Source organism: Lentibacillus sp. JNUCC-1, from assembly GCF_009741735.1.
Classification (GTDB): Bacteria; Bacillota; Bacilli; order Bacillales; family Amphibacillaceae; genus Lentibacillus_B.
In genome coordinates this window covers 1,374,683-1,391,707 of sequence record NZ_WHOH01000001.1, presented here as the reverse complement: position 1 = coordinate 1,391,707, position 17,025 = coordinate 1,374,683, and the positions used below count along the sequence as shown (strand labels likewise).

General features: G+C 47.6%; 22 protein-coding genes and 1 pseudogene. 20 read left to right on the top strand and 3 right to left on the bottom strand.

Features of this window, described 5'->3' with window-relative positions:
• Positions 1–45 precede the first annotated feature (45 nt).
• From JNUCC1_RS06270 to JNUCC1_RS06250, 6 genes and pseudogenes are all read left to right on the top strand, one after another.
• Complete coding sequence (locus JNUCC1_RS06270) at positions 46–444, top strand: hypothetical protein (protein ID WP_197431645.1); 399 nt, start codon at positions 46–48, stop codon at positions 442–444.
• A 28-nt stretch (positions 445–472) separates the two neighbouring features.
• Positions 473–835 carry a DUF2085 domain-containing protein gene (locus JNUCC1_RS06265; protein WP_156644600.1) on the top strand — a complete coding sequence of 121 codons (363 nt, stop codon included), beginning with the start codon at positions 473–475 and terminating at the stop codon, positions 833–835.
• A gap of 18 nt (positions 836–853) precedes the next feature.
• Positions 854–1,270, top strand: coding sequence for a zinc ribbon domain-containing protein (locus tag JNUCC1_RS06260; protein ID WP_156644599.1), 417 nt, complete (start codon positions 854–856; stop codon positions 1,268–1,270).
• A gap of 25 nt (positions 1,271–1,295) precedes the next feature.
• A pseudogene (locus JNUCC1_RS19465) lies at positions 1,296–1,427 on the top strand (zinc-ribbon domain-containing protein); the annotation flags it as partial.
• Complete coding sequence (locus JNUCC1_RS06255) at positions 1,425–1,919, top strand: RDD family protein (RefSeq protein ID WP_156645425.1); 495 nt, start codon at positions 1,425–1,427, stop codon at positions 1,917–1,919. The pseudogene JNUCC1_RS19465 and the gene JNUCC1_RS06255, both read left to right, overlap by 3 nt.
• A gap of 104 nt (positions 1,920–2,023) precedes the next feature.
• Positions 2,024–2,668, top strand: a complete 645-nt coding sequence (locus JNUCC1_RS06250; RefSeq protein WP_156644598.1) for a DUF421 domain-containing protein — start codon at positions 2,024–2,026, stop codon at positions 2,666–2,668.
• A 557-nt stretch (positions 2,669–3,225) separates the two neighbouring features.
• Here JNUCC1_RS06250 and JNUCC1_RS06245 read toward each other — a convergent pair.
• Complete coding sequence (locus JNUCC1_RS06245; RefSeq protein ID WP_156644597.1) at positions 3,226–3,960, bottom strand: SDR family NAD(P)-dependent oxidoreductase; 735 nt, start codon at positions 3,958–3,960, stop codon at positions 3,226–3,228.
• Positions 3,961–4,169: 209 nt separating this feature from the next.
• On the opposite strand from JNUCC1_RS06245, the gene JNUCC1_RS06240 reads away from it, so the two are divergent.
• The gene (locus JNUCC1_RS06240) at positions 4,170–4,595 is read left to right on the top strand and encodes a PaaI family thioesterase (protein ID WP_156644596.1); all 426 of its coding nucleotides are present in this window, start codon (positions 4,170–4,172) and stop codon (positions 4,593–4,595) included.
• A gap of 25 nt (positions 4,596–4,620) precedes the next feature.
• Positions 4,621–5,148, top strand: a complete 528-nt coding sequence (locus tag JNUCC1_RS06235) for a gamma carbonic anhydrase family protein (RefSeq protein WP_156644595.1) — start codon at positions 4,621–4,623, stop codon at positions 5,146–5,148.
• 36 nt (positions 5,149–5,184) lie between these two features.
• On the opposite strand, the gene paaX is transcribed toward JNUCC1_RS06235, so the two are convergent.
• Positions 5,185–6,042, bottom strand: a complete 858-nt coding sequence (gene paaX, locus JNUCC1_RS06230; protein ID WP_156644594.1) for a phenylacetic acid degradation operon negative regulatory protein PaaX — start codon at positions 6,040–6,042, stop codon at positions 5,185–5,187.
• Between the two features lie 348 nt (positions 6,043–6,390).
• Here paaX and paaA point away from each other — a divergent pair, with 348 nt between their 5' ends.
• From paaA to JNUCC1_RS06180, 10 genes are read left to right on the top strand one after another with little or no spacing between them, the layout of a single operon-like run.
• Entirely contained in the window at positions 6,391–7,299 is a 909-nt protein-coding gene (paaA, locus tag JNUCC1_RS06225; protein ID WP_156645424.1) for a 1,2-phenylacetyl-CoA epoxidase subunit PaaA, read from the top strand.
• Between the two features lie 25 nt (positions 7,300–7,324).
• A complete protein-coding gene (gene paaB, locus JNUCC1_RS06220; RefSeq protein WP_331713635.1) occupies positions 7,325–7,678 on the top strand; it encodes a 1,2-phenylacetyl-CoA epoxidase subunit PaaB in 354 nt (117 codons plus the stop codon).
• Positions 7,675–8,493 (top strand): 1,2-phenylacetyl-CoA epoxidase subunit PaaC, encoded by an 819-nt coding sequence (paaC, locus tag JNUCC1_RS06215; RefSeq protein WP_156644592.1) that lies wholly within the window; start codon positions 7,675–7,677, stop codon positions 8,491–8,493. Before paaB ends, paaC begins: the two co-directional genes overlap by 4 nt.
• Complete coding sequence (gene paaD / locus JNUCC1_RS06210; RefSeq protein WP_331713634.1) at positions 8,453–9,019, top strand: 1,2-phenylacetyl-CoA epoxidase subunit PaaD; 567 nt, start codon at positions 8,453–8,455, stop codon at positions 9,017–9,019. The genes paaC and paaD overlap by 41 nt, the downstream gene beginning before the upstream one ends.
• A gap of 24 nt (positions 9,020–9,043) precedes the next feature.
• On the top strand, positions 9,044–9,349 hold the full coding sequence (locus tag JNUCC1_RS06205; protein ID WP_331713633.1) for an EthD family reductase: 306 nt from the start codon (positions 9,044–9,046) through the stop codon (positions 9,347–9,349).
• Entirely contained in the window at positions 9,342–10,112 is a 771-nt protein-coding gene (locus JNUCC1_RS06200) for an enoyl-CoA hydratase-related protein (protein WP_156644590.1), read from the top strand. Before JNUCC1_RS06205 ends, JNUCC1_RS06200 begins: the two co-directional genes overlap by 8 nt.
• A gap of 3 nt (positions 10,113–10,115) precedes the next feature.
• Positions 10,116–10,901: an enoyl-CoA hydratase/isomerase family protein gene (locus tag JNUCC1_RS06195; RefSeq protein WP_156644589.1), complete on the top strand. Its 786-nt coding sequence runs from the start codon at positions 10,116–10,118 to the stop codon at positions 10,899–10,901.
• Between the two features lie 44 nt (positions 10,902–10,945).
• Positions 10,946–12,469 (top strand): aldehyde dehydrogenase family protein, encoded by a 1,524-nt coding sequence (locus JNUCC1_RS06190; protein WP_442915420.1) that lies wholly within the window; start codon positions 10,946–10,948, stop codon positions 12,467–12,469.
• 2 nt (positions 12,470–12,471) lie between these two features.
• Complete coding sequence (locus JNUCC1_RS06185) at positions 12,472–13,347, top strand: 3-hydroxyacyl-CoA dehydrogenase (protein ID WP_156644588.1); 876 nt, start codon at positions 12,472–12,474, stop codon at positions 13,345–13,347.
• On the top strand, positions 13,344–14,549 hold the full coding sequence (locus tag JNUCC1_RS06180; protein WP_331713632.1) for an acetyl-CoA C-acyltransferase: 1,206 nt from the start codon (positions 13,344–13,346) through the stop codon (positions 14,547–14,549). Before JNUCC1_RS06185 ends, JNUCC1_RS06180 begins: the two co-directional genes overlap by 4 nt.
• Here the strand turns inward: JNUCC1_RS06180 and JNUCC1_RS06175 are convergent.
• Positions 14,520–14,795, bottom strand: a complete 276-nt coding sequence (locus JNUCC1_RS06175) for a hypothetical protein (protein ID WP_156644587.1) — start codon at positions 14,793–14,795, stop codon at positions 14,520–14,522. The genes JNUCC1_RS06180 and JNUCC1_RS06175 overlap by 30 nt on opposite strands.
• 36 nt (positions 14,796–14,831) lie before the next feature.
• Between JNUCC1_RS06175 and JNUCC1_RS06170 the strand changes: the two genes are divergently transcribed.
• Together JNUCC1_RS06170 and JNUCC1_RS06165 are read left to right on the top strand one after the other, a co-directional pair.
• On the top strand, positions 14,832–15,815 hold the full coding sequence (locus JNUCC1_RS06170) for an NAD(P)H-dependent flavin oxidoreductase (protein ID WP_156644586.1): 984 nt from the start codon (positions 14,832–14,834) through the stop codon (positions 15,813–15,815).
• A 54-nt stretch (positions 15,816–15,869) separates the two neighbouring features.
• Positions 15,870–17,021, top strand: a complete 1,152-nt coding sequence (locus JNUCC1_RS06165; protein ID WP_156644585.1) for a Leu/Phe/Val dehydrogenase — start codon at positions 15,870–15,872, stop codon at positions 17,019–17,021.
• The last annotated feature ends 4 nt before the right edge of the window (positions 17,022–17,025 follow it).

The window sequence follows — 17,025 nt, the reverse complement described above, 5'->3', positions numbered from 1 at the left end:
AGAATGATTTTCTAATAACAATTCATAATTGGGGGAGAGACAAACATGTATTGCAGAGAATGTGGGAATGAAGTTGGCGAACACACGGATGTTTGCCCGAATTGTGGTGTCAGGCCGCTCAACAGTACCAATTACTGCCAGTCATGTGGCGTTGAGACGAAGGCCGAGCAAGAGTTATGTGTCAATTGTGGCGCCCGCCTGAAAAGTGCTGGAGGAAATGTTGCTGGTACAGCAGGGCCGGATGAGCCAAGTGCCCTCATTAATGTCGCATCGTGCTGTGTTCCAATTCTAGGCTTAATTCTTTATATTGTTTGGAAAGACGAAAAACCATTATCGGCTAAGTCAGCTGGTAAATGGGCAATTGCCGGCACTGCAATTGTTGTAGGTATTTACATTTTATTCTTTGTGTTTACCTTTTTCCTCGCTATGCTTGGCAGTGTCTAAAAATCTGTTTTTCAAAGGTAGATGAAATATGCAAAAAGCACTGAATATATTGTTCGTCTGCCATCGTCTGCCAGAGCGATCCTTTTTTTACAGAGGTCGTCAATTTCCACTTTGTGCCAGGTGCACCGGTATTTTGTTGGGGTATGTGATTGGGATTGTTTACGGGATTCTGTTCGGCGCAATCTCGTTTTGGATTGCTGCCATATTAATGCTTCCATTTGTTATAGATGGAAGCATTCAATATGCAGGTAAGCTCGAAAGCACGAATGCTCGCCGCTTTGTAACAGGTATAACAGGTGGAATTGGTATCGTTTTTGTTCTGTATGGCATTGGTGTGCTGGGAGCGAATCATGGGAAGCAGATGGCAGAATTTATTTTGTCGGTCTTGTAAAAAGGAGGTTGGATCTATATGTATTGTCCAAACTGCGGCGAGCGGATTTCTGATAAGGCTGAGATCTGCCCAAAATGCGGTGTCAGGCCGTTTCGTGTCATCAGACATTGTTATCATTGCGGAGCAGCCGTGAATGAACGACAGGAAATGTGCGTGTCGTGCGGGGCTGCAGTGAAGAAGAACCCTTCAACCTCTGGCGCTGTGCCTCAAGAACCGTGGCTTATGGTATTATTGTCATTTATTCTTCCAGGGTTAGGTCAAATTTTGTTAGGGCAGGTTGCGAAAGGCGTCATTATTATATTTGTAAATCTGTTCTTTTTATTTGTGTTTACGCTTTTTTGGTTTATTACAGTGCCGCTTTCAATTGTTGATGCCTACTTAATTGCTAAAAAGAAGCAAGATGGCAAACAAGTTGGGGAGTGGGAATTCTTCTAAACAGTAAGTTGAGGTGAAGTTAAGAATGTATTGCAGACAATGTGGCAGTCATGTTTCACAAGGAGCCGAATTCTGTACGAACTGTGGGTTTCGTCCGTTGAACGGCGATCAATTTTGTCAGGATTGTGGGACTCCCACAAAGCCCAATCAGGAAATGTGTGTGAACTGCCACAGAGAACTAGTAAGTATTAAAGGGACCAAGTATGCGGGATTTTGGATGCGTTTTGCGGCTTATATGATTGATGGTGTTATTCTCGCTATTCCAATGATGATTATCGGATTTATCGGCTTTTTTATCGGAGCTATATTAATTGAAATGACCAACCCTTACATGACCGCGTATGAGTATGACTCTGCGATGACTGGGATTGTTATAATTATTTATTTGATTGCGGGGATACTTGGTGTGCTTTATTTTGCGGGTATGCATGCATCCAAATGGCAAGGAACGGTCGGCAAGAAGGTTGTAGGCATTAAGGTGATCAATGAAGACGGCGGTCGTATTTCCTTTCTGAAAGGTGTGGGGCGTTACTTCGCATTATTTATATCAGGTATGATCTTCTATATCGGATTTATCATGGCAGGCTTCACATCAAAAAAACAGGCGCTGCATGATATGATGGCTAAAACTTTAGTTGTGAAATCTTAAGTTGTTAAGTTGACATGCTATAGCATGTCAACTTTTTTCATGGAATAAAGTATACTTCCTGCGGCAAACTAATTTGAGATGACGTTCGTGAGGAGGCATATTTTATGGAATGGATTTGGAAGGCGGTTGTGATTGTTATTGCGGGAACCACTTTATTGCGTATAGCCGGGAGGAAGTCCATATCTCAGATGACCCTGCCGCAGACGGTGTTAATGATTGGGATTGGTTCGTTGCTTATTCAGCCTCTTGCGGATAAAAACATTTGGATGACGATAGCAGTGGGGGCCGCTCTTGTTTTAACGCTTGTCATCATTGAGTTTGCTCAAATCAAAGGTAACTGGCTAGAGAAACTGTTGATCGGTAAGTCCAAAGTTGTCATTAAAGATGGAGTCCTTCAGGAAAAGGAATTGAAGAAGGTACGGATGACAGTTGATCAGCTGGAAACCAATCTTAGACAGAACAACATTGCTCGTACGAAGGATGTGGCTTGGGCAACACTGGAACCGAACGGACAGATCGGTTATATGTTGAAACCGGAAGCCCAACCGGTTACAAAGAAAGAATTCCAGGCTTTCGCGAGCTCTATTGAGTCGTCTTTAGCCAGGATTTCTGCCATACCAGATACCTCAGAGCTGCAAAAACAGCTGCAAGAGCTTCAAACACAATTAAACGAGGCAAAAAGCGGCCACCTATTTATAGAAGTAGATCGGAAATCACACATCAACCCACCACCAGAACACCTGCAATAATGAAAAAGCCAAACACCTACCATGAAAAGCGGCGCTGACAATTACCTCAGCGCCGCTTCAATACTTATACTTTTAAAAAATACAGTTAAACTCTAATGCATAGAGACACAAACTACGAACCAGTGAAAACTTGGAATGACTGCTTCTGGCAACCGCTCGGGGAAAACACTCCGCGTCCAGTGGGCGCTGCTGAGCCTCCTCGCGCTACCGCGCTCCGGGGTCTCACCGAGGCTTTTCCTCCCACAGGAGTCTCCGTGTTTTCCCCGAGCTTGGTGAGGTATGTGTTCTATTCCCTTTATTATAGAGCAATTCGCTAATGTTAGCCGCCCACAAACATGCCAAAAATAGGGGGCACCCATATAGCGGAGAAAATACATGAAGACTCCTGCGGGAACAGCACGAGTCCGAAGACCCCACAGCGGTGGTCTTTCCGCGAGGAGGCTGAGGCCGTGCCCGCGGAAAGCGAAATGTATTTTCGGAGCGACGGCTTTCCTCGTACAAGCTTAGTTCGCAGTTTACGGATATTGTGTCTTAATTAAGCTATAGGAAGCAGTGTTTTACAATGCTGAATAGCCGCCGTCGATGGCGAGTTCTGCGCCGGTAATGAAGGATGCTTCGTCACTGGCTAGGAACAGAATGGCGTTGCCGACTTCTTCAGGCTTGCCGAGACGTTGAAGAGGTGTCATGGCATTGATGCGTTGTAACTGTTCAGAACTCGATTCAAGACCTTCTGTCATAGGTGTTTGAATCACACCAGGGAATACGGCGTTGATGCGTACATTGAATTGGCCATATTCGGTTGCTGCTGCTTTTGTGATAGCCCTGACAGAGCCCTTAGCCGCAGTATACGTGTTAAGTCCCATACCAACAAGTGCTGTAACAGATGACAGGTTAACAATCGCACCTTTCCCAGCTTCTTTCATATAAGGCAGCGTATGTTTCATGCCCATCATTGTACCAAAACCATTGATTTTGAGCATGAATTCCCAAACAGCATAGTCTGTTTCATGAAGTTGTTTTTCAGTACTGACGCCGGCATTATTGATTAAAATGTCAATAGCGCCAAATTCCTCTTTAACTTCTTTAAGCATGTTTGCCCAATCATCTTCATTTGTTACATCAAGTTTTTTCCCGTGAATACCTTCAATTTCAGATACCTTTTTCAATGCATCTTCATTAATGTCGGCAGCGATGACAGTTGCACCTTCATCTTTGAAGAGCATTGCCAAACGTTCACCGATTCCTGAGGCACCACCTGTAATAATTGCAATCTTATCTTGAAGTCTTCCCATTATAATACCTCCTAGGCATATTGGATTGAGATGTCCCATAGGTATTATACCATTCATAGTCTCTTGCTAATCATTTTGAGAGAAAGTGTCAAAATATGTTCACCATTACACAAGTTTTTCACCGATTGACTTTTGTTGATATTCTGTATATTGTTTATGTGACGTTATTAATACGGTTTTTATAATAAACGTTATAAAGGTGGTTGGAGATGCCGAGAAAATACTCAGTAAATGATTTGAAAAAAGTTGCTCGTCAGGAAATGGATCCCCCTGCCTGTGATCAAACATTGCAAGTTGTGGTAACTGAAGCTGTTGAAGGAGTGGCACATGGTGTTTGGACAGTTGATGAAGCTTATATGAACGGGCTCGGAGTGGCGATGGGCGGCTTTCTTGCCTCAGCAGCTGACATTATGATGGCATATGCTGTGACCTCCCAACTTTCAAATGAACAAGGGTTTGCTTCTATAGACATACATACCACATTTCACCGACCCGCATTACAGGGGACTGTATACATTACCGCTCGAGTGGAGCGCTTGGGACGTAAACTTGCTTATCTCACAGCAGATCTTGAGCAGAAAGATAAGAAAATCGCCACATGTGTATCATCTATGCTTATCATGACACTTGATTGATTTAATCAAAAGGAGGTATTGATTGATGCTATATCAATATAAGGACCACAAACCGATAGTGGATGAGACGGCATACATTGCAGACGGTGCTCGCGTGATTGGCGAAGTTGAAATTGGAGCACGTTCAAGTATATGGTTCAACGTTGTTATACGTGGTGATGAAGGTCCGATCAGCATAGGTGAGAATTGCAATATCCAGGAAAACACAGTTTGTCATTTATACGAAAAGTTTCCGCTGATTCTGGAAGACAATGTTTCAGTTGGGCACAGCGCGATCATCCACGGATGCACCCTGAGAGAAGGGGTGCTTGTTGGTATGGGTGCAACGGTTCTTGACGGAGCTGAGATCGGAGCCTACTCCATTATTGGTGCCAACACCCTCGTGCCCTCGGGTAAAAAAATACCCCCACGTTCACTCGTGCTTGGTTCTCCTGGAAAAGTCGTTCGGAAACTCACGGATCAGGATATGGCCATGATTCAAAAAACAATCGAGACATACACCCAAAAAGCTCAAGATTATAAACAAGAACAGATTTTTAAGCGAATAGAATGAGTATTAAGGCGCGCACCCATTGTGGGTGTGCGCCTTTTAATCTGAAAACTGTACAGTATTGGGAATCTCAGCCTGGCTGAAAACCGTCTCAAAAAAACGGGTGGCTCGTTCGGCGAGCAGCTGGTAGTAGTCATTGAACAGCGTAGCAGCTGAATCACCAAGCCATTCCTCTGGCAACAATTCATGCGGAAGGCTCGGATCTACAAATAAAAATTTCCGGTATTGATGGACGAGCAGGGCACATTTGACAAAACACTGTTCATCACTCAAGTCATTGCGCTGAACACGGCTTTTATCATGTATGTATTTTTGACTGTATGTTTCAACAAACTGGGCATACCGGTCGTTCACTTCAGTGAGGTCCCAGCATTGGCGAACAAGGTCCTGAGATGATTGCATCCCCTCATGGACAGCCGTGAAAAATGACACATGAGTCGCAATCTCATATTGATCAATCAGTGTATGTACTTGTTTTTCCAGCGGGTTAGGCGTGATCCAACAGCTGTTCGCCAATAATCCGAAACCGCTCCATGTAAGTTCTTTGCGCAACTCATCGCGTACATGTCTTTTTTCTTCAGGAATGGTATATACCAGTATGCGCCATTTTCCGTCCCACTCTTCAGCTTCCGATTTGTAAATACGTCGGGAAGCCTCTTCCATGCGGGCCTTTCCCCGTTCAGTCAAAGCATAATAGCTTTTGTTGCCGATGCGTTCAGCTTGGATCCAACCTTGCCGGCTCATACGGGAGACCGCTGCTCGAACAGACTGCTCGTTATGTCCGAACGCCTCCAAAAGTCGGATGAGACTGCCAATCCAGATCACATTCCCATAATGCCTGATATAGTCCCCATATATGGTGAAAATCATTGCTCGCGTGTTAAACGATTGCTCCATAAAACCATCCTTCCATCTTGAGCCAACCAACGTCCATTGTAGCACAGGTCTCAAAGGGAACAAAGCATGACGAAATTCTTACGTCAAATTTTAAAAACGTATAACGGTGACTTTTGAACATTAATTCATACGATGAGAATTGCTATTAAGGACAGGTCTCGACAATATTTTACAACAATTTAAAACCTTTTTTGTTTTGACAATATAAGCTTGATTAATATGTGACGGTTTGGTATCATAACGTTAAATAAACGTCATGGAGGTGTGGCTGTGTATAATTACGTGGAGGATGGCGATTCACCTGGCCGTGTGTTTGCTGAAGGAGATGAAGCAAAATACGAAGCGTTTATGAACCGGATTGAAGCGGGGGATAAAATCGAAGCGGATGATTGGATGCCCGATGATTACCGCAAGGCATTGATTAAATTAATTTCAATGCATGGCATGAGTGAAATTATGGGTGCCCTTCCTGAGAAAGAATGGGTTCCAAAAGCACCGACACTCAGGCGAAAACTTGGGATTATGGCTAAAGTACAGGACGAAATGGGTCATGGCCAGCTTCTGCTCAGAGTGGCTGAAGATCTTATGGCACCATATGGCAAGACACGCGGTGATCTCATAGAAGATTTGCTTGGCGGCAGACTGAAGTTCCACAATGTGTTTCATATGCCGACGAAAACTTGGGCAGATGCAGGCATGGTGGGCTGGCTGGTTGACGGGGCAGCCATTATTTCCCAGACCAATATGCTTGATGCATCATATGGACCGTATCAGCGGGCCTTGCAGCGCATTTGCCAGGAGGAGGTTTTCCACGCCCAGCACGGTGAATCCATTATCATGGCTCTGGCAGAAGGTACAGATGAACAACGGGCCATTCTTCAAGATTCGCTTAATCGCTGGTGGGAAGCCTTACTCATGTTTTTTGGCCCGGCATCTGCGGAAACGACCGGTTCATCTAAACAGGACATCATGATCAAATACCGCATTCGGAAAAGCTCCAACGAAGAACTGCGGCAAGCTTTTCTTGATAAATATATGCCACGTGTATTCGCCCTCGGTCTGACAGTGCCGGACGACACGATTCATTATGACACTGAAAAAGAAAAGTGGCTTTACAAACAACCCGACTGGACACTTTTCAAACAGATCATCGGCAATAATGGACCACGTTCCAAGGCACGTCTGAAACTCCGAACCATTGCTTATGAAAACAACCGTTGGGTACGTCAGGCTTTGGCTGCGGAGGCTGTGCATTAATTCAGAACTGAAGGGGGGATGGCGTGTGCGTGAAGAAGGGCAGTTTTATAAGGAATATGAAGTGTTCAGCAAGCGTAATCACAAAACACCGCTCCAGCATCAATTTAGCTTGCTCGCGCCGAATGAAGAAATGGCGCTATTAATGGCTCAGGAGAATTTTATGAGACGCCAGGAAGTTGTTGATCTTTGGGTGGTTCCGCGTGAAGCGGTCAGAGCATTGAATGCATCAGAACGTCAACAGCTGACGCAACGGTTGGACAATAAAGACTACCGAACGACAAAAGGGTATGGCTATTTGCGCAAGAAGTGGCGGGAGAAAGAGCAGGGCATGTTGGATGAAAAAGAGATCATGTCCTGGAAAGAGGTGAAAAAATCATGATGCACCTGGTGACAACCGCCCGCGAGGCACAGGCGAATCCTACTTATTCAAAAGCACTCAAAGAATTGCTGTATCAATTGGCAGATGATGACTTTATCATGGCATTTCGAGGTTCGGAATGGCTTGGACTCGCACCGCATATTGAAGAAGATGTTGCGTATTCTTCCATCACTCAAAACACGATGGGTCATGCTGTCATGTATTACACCCTCCTTGAAGGGCTTGGAGAAGGAGATGCTGATGTGATCGCCCATGAACGTTTGCCGGGAGAGCGGCGCAATGCGGTTTACTTTGAGCGGCAAAACGGTGACGGGGCGTACTGGGAAGAACCTTATTATGACTGGGCGCTGGCAGTTGTTCGCAATGTTTTATATGAAACGTTTAAAAAAGCAAAATTGGAAGCGGTTGCACGTTCGACTTATAAACCGCTTGCCCTTGCCGCTGAAAAAGTACTGCTTGAACAAAGCTACCATTTGGCACACTGGTCCTTGTGGCTGCGGCAATTGCAAGGGGCAACAGATGAGGCCAAGCACCGTATTCACGAACGGATGCAAGAGGCATGGAGCTGCATTGGGGATGTGCCGCTCTTGGGCGAAGAAAAACAAGCGATGGAACAGTATGGTCTGATCGGAAGTGAAACAGACTTGGCAAAGACTTGGAAGGCAGCCATTCATTCGATCGTTGCTGACATCCCCGGGCGTGAATGGGGACTTGAAGAAGGCAATGGACGTTTGGGTGAACATACCGGGGACCTTGATCAGGCGCTTGTTACGTTTGCCGAGGTTTACAACAGCGACAGAACAGCCGTCTGGTGACGAAAGGGAAAGGGTGATCAAGTCAGAGATGTTGAGACTTCAGGAAGTGCAGAAGATTGTGCAGACGGTTGATGATCCAGAACTGCCGAATGTAAGTGTATGGGATCTTGGCATGGTTCATGATATTGCGATCAATGATAGCGATGTTCAGGTAACAATGGTGCCGACCTTTGCAGGCTGCCCAGCACTTGAATTTATCGAACGGGATGTCCGGGAGGCGGTACAAACACTAGGGTGGGTGATGTCATGTACAGTAGCCTTCACTTTTGAAGTGCCCTGGACGACAGATGCCATTACAAAAGAAGGCAAACGCCAGCTGAAAAAGCATGGTATATCACCTCCTCCAGAGGATTACCACCCTGGAGAGATGTGGACGGTTGACTGTCCTTATTGCGGCTCAGACTATACATCAATGGAAAACGTCTTCGGACCGACCGCATGCAGAAGCATTCTCTACTGCATGGCATGCCGCAATCCATTCGAAGCGATGAAGCCAGTCATTAAAGATACCCCCTCAACCATATAATGGACAATAAAAGGAGAGATGCAAGTGGTTAAATTGATTGCATTATATAAGCAACCAGAGGACAAAGCAGCCTTTGACGAGCATTATTTCAATGTTCATACCCCGCTCACACAAAAAATTCCGGGTTTGCGTGACATGAAAGTTACGAAAATCGTCGGCTCACCGATGGGAAAAAGTGAGTTCTACTTGCTGTGTGAAATGTTTTACGATGATCATGAGGCTCTTCAGGAAGCAATGAAAACCGATGAGGGCAAAGCTTCCGGAAAAGATGTGATGCAGTTCGCCGGAGACCTGGTCACATTGATGATTGGTGAGGATGTGGATGCCTGAATTCATACAAGTATCTGTGACTGATCACGTCGGAATAGTGACATTGAACCGGCTGGAAGTTTTGAATGCGTTAAACCGGCAGATGATTACAGAAATTGCTGCCCAACTAGAGGCGTTTGATAAAGATCCAGCCATACGCGTCATGGTTATAAATGGAGCAGGCCGAGCTTTTGCTGCTGGAGCAGATATTGATGAAATGATGACGGAAACGCCTTTGTCCATGGAACGCGCTGATCCATTTGCAGACTGGGACAGGTTAAGACGGATCAAAAAGCCTATTATTGCCTCTGTTCATGGCTTTGCGCTTGGCGGCGGGTTTGAGCTGGTGTTGCATTGTGATCTGATCATGGCTGCGGAAACCGCTGAGTTCGGTTTTCCAGAAGTGAAATTGGGTGTCATGCCTGGAGCTGGCGGCACACAGCTTCTCACGCGCGCAATGGGCCGACGCAAGGCACTCGCGTATATTTTGCTGGGAGACACCATGACTGCGCAGGAAGCAGCTCACTTCGGTGTGGTTGATCGGATGGTCGCTGAAGAAATGCTCCACGAAGAAACCATACGTCTTGCCAGACAGCTCACAAAGCAGCCGCCCCTTTCAGTCCGTCTGATCAAAGAGACCGTCCTTCGTGCAGAGGATCTGAATTTAGACGATGGACTACTGTTAGAGCGCAAAAACTTTTATATGCTGTTTGATTCCCATGATCAAAAAGAAGGTATGCAGGCTTTTCAGGAGAAGCGAAAGCCAGAATTTAAAGGGGAGTGACAGATGGCAAACGTGACATCAGATACGATTAAATATGAAGCACGTAATGGTGTGGCAACCCTAACGCTGAATCGTCCGGAGGCGTTTAACGCGTTCACACCAGATATGAATCAGGTGATCATTAAGACACTTAAACAGGCCGGGAAAGATGCGGATGTTCGTGTGATTGTATTGACAGGTGCAGGCCGTGCTTTTTGCGGCGGGGAAGATCTTGGGGGCGTGGATGAGCAGACCAATCATGCCGATGTTTTACGTGAACGTTACCACCCGATGCTTATGGCTATGAAAGAGACGCCTAAGCCGATTATAGCTGCAATTAATGGGACGGCAGCAGGTGCTGGGATGAGCTTGGCCCTGGCAGCAGATTTTCGCCTAATGCGTACAGATGCCAAGTTCGTCAGTGCGTTTATGAACATTGGCTTAATTCCAGACTCGGGCTTTTTGTACATGCTGCCTCGCTTAGTCGGGTATGCCAAAGCGCTTGAAATTGTGACTCTGGGCAACCCGGTGTCGGGACAAGAAGCCTATGAGTTGGGGATTGTCACACAGGCGTTTTCCCCAGATGGATGGGATGAAGGTGTCCAGGCATTTACAGAGCGACTGGCTGCAGCGCCGACTCAAGCATTTTCTCTCGTGAAGCGTTATATGATGGATAGCATGCATGAGACATATGAAACCTTTTTGGAAAAAGAAGCGCAGGCACAGCGCATTGCCGGGAAAACTGCAGATCATGCGGAAGGACTATCAGCTTTCAAGGAAAAGCGCAGGGCCCAATTTACAGGACAATAGGACACATGGATGAATTGGTATTTTAGTAGAGGAGGAGATTTTGAATGTCAGAAACAACCGCAAAAGATATCGTCACAGAAGTCGGTTCCATGAAACGATCTCATTATGGAATGATTATTAACGGAGAACGGATGGAAAGTGCTTCAGGTGAGACCTTCGAGACGTATAATCCAGCTACGGGTGAAGTTCTTGCACGTGTAGCAAAGGCGAATGAAGCCGATGCGGAAAAAGCTGTCCAAGCCGCTCGTCAGGCGTTTGATCATGGTAAATGGCGCAAATATCCTGTTGGCAAACGCTCTCGGGTGATGAATCAAATCGCAGCGCTTATGCGTGAGCGTTTTAAAGATCTTGTTGAGATGGAAGTGCTGAACAGCGGGAAATCAGTTGGGGCCGCCACCGTCCAGATCAATCAGGCAATTGAGGACTTTGAGTTCTATGCTGGTGCGATTGTGGGACACCGCGGAACAGTCAATAACATGCCGTATGGCTTTTTCAACTATACCCATAAAGAGCCAGTTGGAGTGTGTGCCCAAATCATCCCGTGGAACTATCCGGTCATGATGGCAGCATGGAAAATAGCCCCCGCGATTGCGGCCGGTTGCTCGGTTGTTGTGAAGCCTGCAAGCCTAACCCCCGTGACGGCACTACTAATCAATGAAATCTGTCATGAGGCTGGGGTGCCGGAAGGGGTTGTCAATACCGTCCCAGGTTCTGGAGCGGTTGTCGGTGATTATCTTGTTCAGCATGAGGCCGTGGATAAAGTGGCATTCACGGGTTCCACGCCAACAGGAAAAGACATTATGGCGAAAGCATCCGGGACGTTGAAGCGGATTACCCTTGAGCTTGGCGGGAAGTCGCCAAACATTGTATTTGACGATGCAGACATGGAAGCGGCAGTCGCGGGTTCACTTTTCGGTATTTATTTCAACACCGGTCAGTCCTGTGAAGCACGGTCACGGATGTTTGTTCATGATGATATTTATGATGAATTCATTGAGCAGTTTGTCGCGAAATCTAAGAAGCTTGTTCTCGGTGATCCGTTTGACAAAGGCACACACATCGGCTCAATCATCAGCAGGGAACAACTTGAAGTCATTGATGGGTATGTCCAGTCGGCCGTGCGTGACGGGGCGACCATTTTAACAGGAGGTAAGGAAGCTGAAGTGCCCGGATTTGAAGGCGGACATTGGTATGAACCGACAGTTATTGCTGATGTGACGCCAGATATGAAAGCCGTAAAAGAGGAGATTTTTGGACCGGTCGTCGTTGTAGAGCGTTTTTCTGATGAGAAAGACGTGATTAAACGTGCCAATGATACGAAATACGGACTTGGCTCTTCTATCTGGACGACGAATCAGGGGAGAGCGACACGGGTAGCCCACCAGATTCAGGCCGGTATCGTTATGGTAAACAGTCCATTTTCCGCATTCCCCGGAACCCCATTCGGCGGCTATAAAGAATCAGGGTTTGGCCGGGAACTTGCCGTAGAATCGCTTGATTTATATATGGAAGATAAGAGTGTTCTATCATACTACGGATCAAAGCCGCTCAACCCGTTTGGAGTTTAAAAATGACAATCAACGATATAACGGTTGTCGGGGCGGGTGTGATGGGACGAGGAATTGCTTATGTCTCATCCCTTGGCGGTTTTAGAGTGACCCTCGTTGACGTCAGCACTGCTCAATTAAGTGCAGCCTGTGACCATATTGAAAGATTAACAGAGCAAGCGGTGGACCGGGGGAAGTTGACGGAAGCATCCGCCGCCAATCTACTGGACCGGTTAAACACTTCAACCGATCTACAAAGTGCCGTAGCTGAGACAGATTGTGTCATCGAAGCAGTTCCGGAAAAACACGACCTGAAGCAAGACGTTCTTGAAACAGCAGGACGTTATGCGCCAAGTAAGGCCATTTTTGCTTCCAATACTTCCACGATCAGTCCGACCGAGCTAGCGTCCTATACAGGAAGACCAGCGCAATTTGCGGTGATGCATTTTTTCAATCCGGTGCATAAAATGCGGCTTGTCGAGATCGTAAAAGGGCTCGAAACAGCTGAAGACACCGTTCAATTGATCAAACAGGCAGCTGAAAAGATGGGGAAAGAAACGGTAGAAGTCAATGAATTTCCAGGCTTTGTGACAAGCCGGATCAGTGCGCTTGTCGGTAACGAGGCTTTCCATATGCTGCAGGAAGGGGTCGCAAGCGCTGAGGATATCGATAAGGCCATTAAGCTGGGCCTTAATTACCCGATGGGACCGTTGGAGCTTGGGGATCTTGTGGGGCTTGATACCAGACTCAACAATTTACGGTATTTGCATAAAACCCTTGGAGATAAATTTCGGCCTGCTCCGTTACTGGAAGCGTATGTGAAAGCAGGACGGCTGGGACGGAAGTCCGGGCGTGGCGTGTATGATTATACGGATCAGGGCAGGGGGTGGCGCACGTGAGGGAAGTGGTGATTGTAGATGCAGTCCGGACGCCTGTCGGGAGGTATAGAGGTGCCCTTGCCGGCGTGCGGCCTGATGACTTGGGTGCGTTGGTAATTAAAGCGCTGCTCGAGAGAAATCCCGATGTACCGAGCAGGGCTATTGAGGATGTCGTGCTCGGAAACGCTAACCAGGCGGGCGAGGATAATCGGAACGTCGCGCGGATGTCTGCTCTTCTCGCTGGCTTGCCTGTGGAAACCGGCGGGACAACAATAAATCGGCTTTGTGGTTCGGGACTTGATGCCGTTATTTATGCGGCACGGGCCATTGCACTTGGTGAAGGAGAGGTTTTTATCGCTGGCGGTATGGAAAGCATGACCCGGGCCCCGCTGGTTACATCGAAACCAGAACAGCCTTATCCGCGTGGGAATATGGAACTTTTTGATACGACGATTGGCTGGCGTTTTACCAATGAACGATTGAAAGCAATGTATGGCGCGGAATCCATGCCTGAAACCGCTGAAAATGTAGCCCGTGCGTTTCAGATATCACGAACGTCACAGGATGCTTTTGCCTTGGAAAGTCAAACGCGGGCGAAGCGGGCCATGGAGAGTGGACGGTTTGAGGAAGAAATCGTTCCAGTAAAATATGAGAATCACCGTGGCGAAACCATTCGTGTGGAGAAAGATGAGCATCCGCGCCCAGACACAACCGTTGAAAAATTGGGTAAGCTGAGGCCGTTATTTCCAGAAGGCACCATCACTGCTGGTAATGCATCAGGCGTCAACGACGGGGCCAGCGCCTTACTGATCATGTCAGCTGAGAAAGCACGGGAATACGATTTAACCCCTCTCGCTACGTATAGGACCAGTGCTGTATACGGTGTTGAGCCATCAACCATGGGACTTGGTCCGATTGGTGCGACGAAAAAAGCACTGGCGCGTGCGGGGATGAGTGTCGACGATTTGGATCTGATTGAACTCAACGAAGCATTCGCCTCTCAATCTCTTGCTTGCATCAGCGAGCTCGGGCTTAGCCAGGATAAAGTGAATGTTAATGGAGGCGCGATTGCACTTGGCCATCCGCTGGGGGCAAGCGGCGCACGGATCCTGACCACGCTTTTGCATGAAATGAAGCGGCGGGAAAGTAAACGGGGTCTTGCCACCATGTGCGTCGGTGTCGGGCAGGGCATTTCAATGATTGTGGAGAGGGGCAGGCGGTGAGAGTGCTGGTGTAGAGGTTGAGCGGCGGTATTTACGGCTGAGTGGTGATAATTCGCCCTGAGCGGCGGTAATTCCGGTTGAACGGCGATAATTCGCCCTGAGCGGCGGTAATTCCGGTTGAACGGCGATAATTCGCCCTGAGCGGCGGTAATTCCGATTGAACGGCGATAATGCGCCTTGAGCGGCGGTATTTCCAGTTGAACGGCGGTCTTTTCTCCCGAACAACGACCAATCAGTCCCGCTCACATCACACAACTTTTCCAAAACACAAGGAGGGATGACATGGCACTTGTTAACCAGGTTCTCAACATCCAATACCCCATTATTCAAGGCGGGATGGGCAACATCAGCAGTGCTGAGCTGGCCGCTGCTGTATCAGAGGCAGGTGGTCTTGGCACAATCGGGTGCGGCACAATGGATCCTGAAACCGTTGAGAACTTGATTGTGCAAACAAAAGAACTGACCAGTAAACCGTTCGCAGTCAATATCCCGATCAATGTCACCCCGTACACTGAAAAACTCGTTCAGCTCGTTATTGATCATGGTGTCCCGGTCGTATCCCTTTCGGCTGGTAACCCACAGTCAATTCTCCCGCACCTTTCTGCGGCTGGAATCACAGTCATAGCCATCGTTTCTTCTGTCAAACATGCCAAAAAAGCAGAAGCAGCTGGAGCGGATATCTTGGTAGCAGAAGGATTTGAAGCAGCCGGAATCAATTCGCCGCTGGAGTTGACCACGTTCACGTTAATTCCTCAAGTGGTGCGGCAGGTTCAGGCGCCGGTGGTTGCTGCAGGTGGGATCGGTGATGGAAAAGGTCTGGCCGCAGCTCTGGCGCTGGGTGCACAAGGGGTTCAAATTGGAACACGGTTGATAGCCACCCAAGAAGCGCCCTTTCATGATGAATACAAACAGACTCTTCTTAATGCAGACGGGACCGATACGTTGGTCATTGGGCGCACGTTCAACCGACCGAGACGTGTGCTTGCAACACCATATGCACATCACTTAGACGCACACGAACATAGGGGTATGACGGCAGAAGCATACAGTGAAAAAACTTCTGAAGCGTTTCACATCAAAGGGGCACTGGAAGGTGACGGAGAAAATGGTTTTATGAACGGCGGCCAGATTGCAGGGCTAATCGATTCGCTGCCAACAGTTCAATCCCTTTTAAAAGAAATGGTGGAAGAAGCAGAGACACAGTTCCGCACGCTATCTGTTAATTTTTCTAAAAGTATCACCCCAGCTCCAGGGAAAACATTCTAACCAAAACAGATTTAATATCAAGTCGCTTAACCTAAACGGTGAAGGAGGCAAAATATGAGTGTAATCAATAACCCGGCGCGCCTTCAGGACAGCACATTGTTGAATCAGCTCTCAGACCATGAGCAAGTTGTTTTCTGCAATGATAAGCACACGGGACTGCAAGCGATTATCGCGATCCATGACACGACGCTCGGTCCGGCCCTTGGCGGCTGCCGTATGCACCCCTATGAAACGGTCGATGCGGCGTTAACTGATGCCTTGCGTCTCTCAAAAGGGATGACCTATAAATGTGCTGCTGCCGATGTGGATTTTGGCGGCGGAAAGGCTGTCATCATCGGCGACCCGAAAACCGATAAATCACCTGCACTGTTCCGGGCGTTCGGCCAATTTGTGGAGACTCTGGGAGGCCGTTTCATCACAGGGACAGACATGGGGACGACAATGGACGATTTTGTTCATGCGCTGAAAGAAACGAACCATATCGTTGGCGTGCCTGAAGCATACGGAGGCGGGGGCGATTCATCCATACCGACCGCAAAAGGGGTCCTATACGGCTTGATGGCCACGAATCAAATGCTGTTCGGACGTGACGACCTTCAGCAATCAACATACGCAGTACAAGGGCTTGGAAAAGTTGGATTCAAAGTGGCAAAAGGATTACTCGAAGCAGGCGCAAAGCTTTATGTTTCGGATATTGCTGATGAAAAAGTCGGCCAGCTGGAGGCTGAAGCAGCTGGTCTTCCCGGCAGTCTGGAAAAAGTACCGGACAGTGCGATCTGCAGTCAGTCCGCAGATATCTTTGTACCGTGCGCGCTTGGCGGCGTTCTCAATGATCACACTATCCGTGAGCTGCGTGTCAAAGCCGTTGCAGGGTCTGCCAACAATCAACTTGCTTCAGATCAGCATGGGAGCAAGCTTGCTGAACGCGGGATTTTATATGCGCCGGATTATATCATTAATTCTGGCGGTCTGATTCAAGTGGCAGACGAGTTATATGGCGCAAACGAACAACGTGTCCTGCTAAAAACCAAAGATATCTATCATATAATGCTTGATGTCTACCGTCAGGCAGAGAGTGATCAGATCCCGACTGCAGAGGCAGCTGATCGAATCTGCAGACAGGTGCTGATCGATCGAAAACGCCTAAACAGCTTTTATACCCGGTCTGTCCGGCCGAAGTGGAATCTTGCACGACGCACACAATGAATGG

Bases quoted from the DNA above. Each gene is read 5' to 3' on its own strand.
- JNUCC1_RS06270 (WP_197431645.1), top strand. From the start codon at position 46: ATGTATTGCAGAGAATGTGGGAATGAAGTTGGCGAACACACGGATGTT.
- JNUCC1_RS06265 (WP_156644600.1), top strand. From the start codon at position 473: ATGCAAAAAGCACTGAATATATTGTTCGTCTGCCATCGTCTGCCAGAG.
- JNUCC1_RS06260 (WP_156644599.1), top strand. From the start codon at position 854: ATGTATTGTCCAAACTGCGGCGAGCGGATTTCTGATAAGGCTGAGATC.
- JNUCC1_RS06255 (WP_156645425.1), top strand. From the start codon at position 1,425: ATGTGTGTGAACTGCCACAGAGAACTAGTAAGTATTAAAGGGACCAAG.
- JNUCC1_RS06250 (WP_156644598.1), top strand. From the start codon at position 2,024: ATGGAATGGATTTGGAAGGCGGTTGTGATTGTTATTGCGGGAACCACT.
- JNUCC1_RS06245 (WP_156644597.1), bottom strand. From the start codon at position 3,960: ATGGGAAGACTTCAAGATAAGATTGCAATTATTACAGGTGGTGCCTCA.
- JNUCC1_RS06240 (WP_156644596.1), top strand. From the start codon at position 4,170: ATGCCGAGAAAATACTCAGTAAATGATTTGAAAAAAGTTGCTCGTCAG.
- JNUCC1_RS06235 (WP_156644595.1), top strand. From the start codon at position 4,621: ATGCTATATCAATATAAGGACCACAAACCGATAGTGGATGAGACGGCA.
- paaX (WP_156644594.1), bottom strand. From the start codon at position 6,042: ATGGAGCAATCGTTTAACACGCGAGCAATGATTTTCACCATATATGGG.
- paaA (WP_156645424.1), top strand. From the start codon at position 6,391: ATGAACCGGATTGAAGCGGGGGATAAAATCGAAGCGGATGATTGGATG.
- paaC (WP_156644592.1), top strand. From the start codon at position 7,675: ATGATGCACCTGGTGACAACCGCCCGCGAGGCACAGGCGAATCCTACT.
- JNUCC1_RS06200 (WP_156644590.1), top strand. From the start codon at position 9,342: ATGCCTGAATTCATACAAGTATCTGTGACTGATCACGTCGGAATAGTG.
- JNUCC1_RS06195 (WP_156644589.1), top strand. From the start codon at position 10,116: ATGGCAAACGTGACATCAGATACGATTAAATATGAAGCACGTAATGGT.
- JNUCC1_RS06190 (WP_442915420.1), top strand. From the start codon at position 10,946: ATGTCAGAAACAACCGCAAAAGATATCGTCACAGAAGTCGGTTCCATG.
- JNUCC1_RS06185 (WP_156644588.1), top strand. From the start codon at position 12,472: ATGACAATCAACGATATAACGGTTGTCGGGGCGGGTGTGATGGGACGA.
- JNUCC1_RS06170 (WP_156644586.1), top strand. From the start codon at position 14,832: ATGGCACTTGTTAACCAGGTTCTCAACATCCAATACCCCATTATTCAA.
- JNUCC1_RS06165 (WP_156644585.1), top strand. From the start codon at position 15,870: ATGAGTGTAATCAATAACCCGGCGCGCCTTCAGGACAGCACATTGTTG.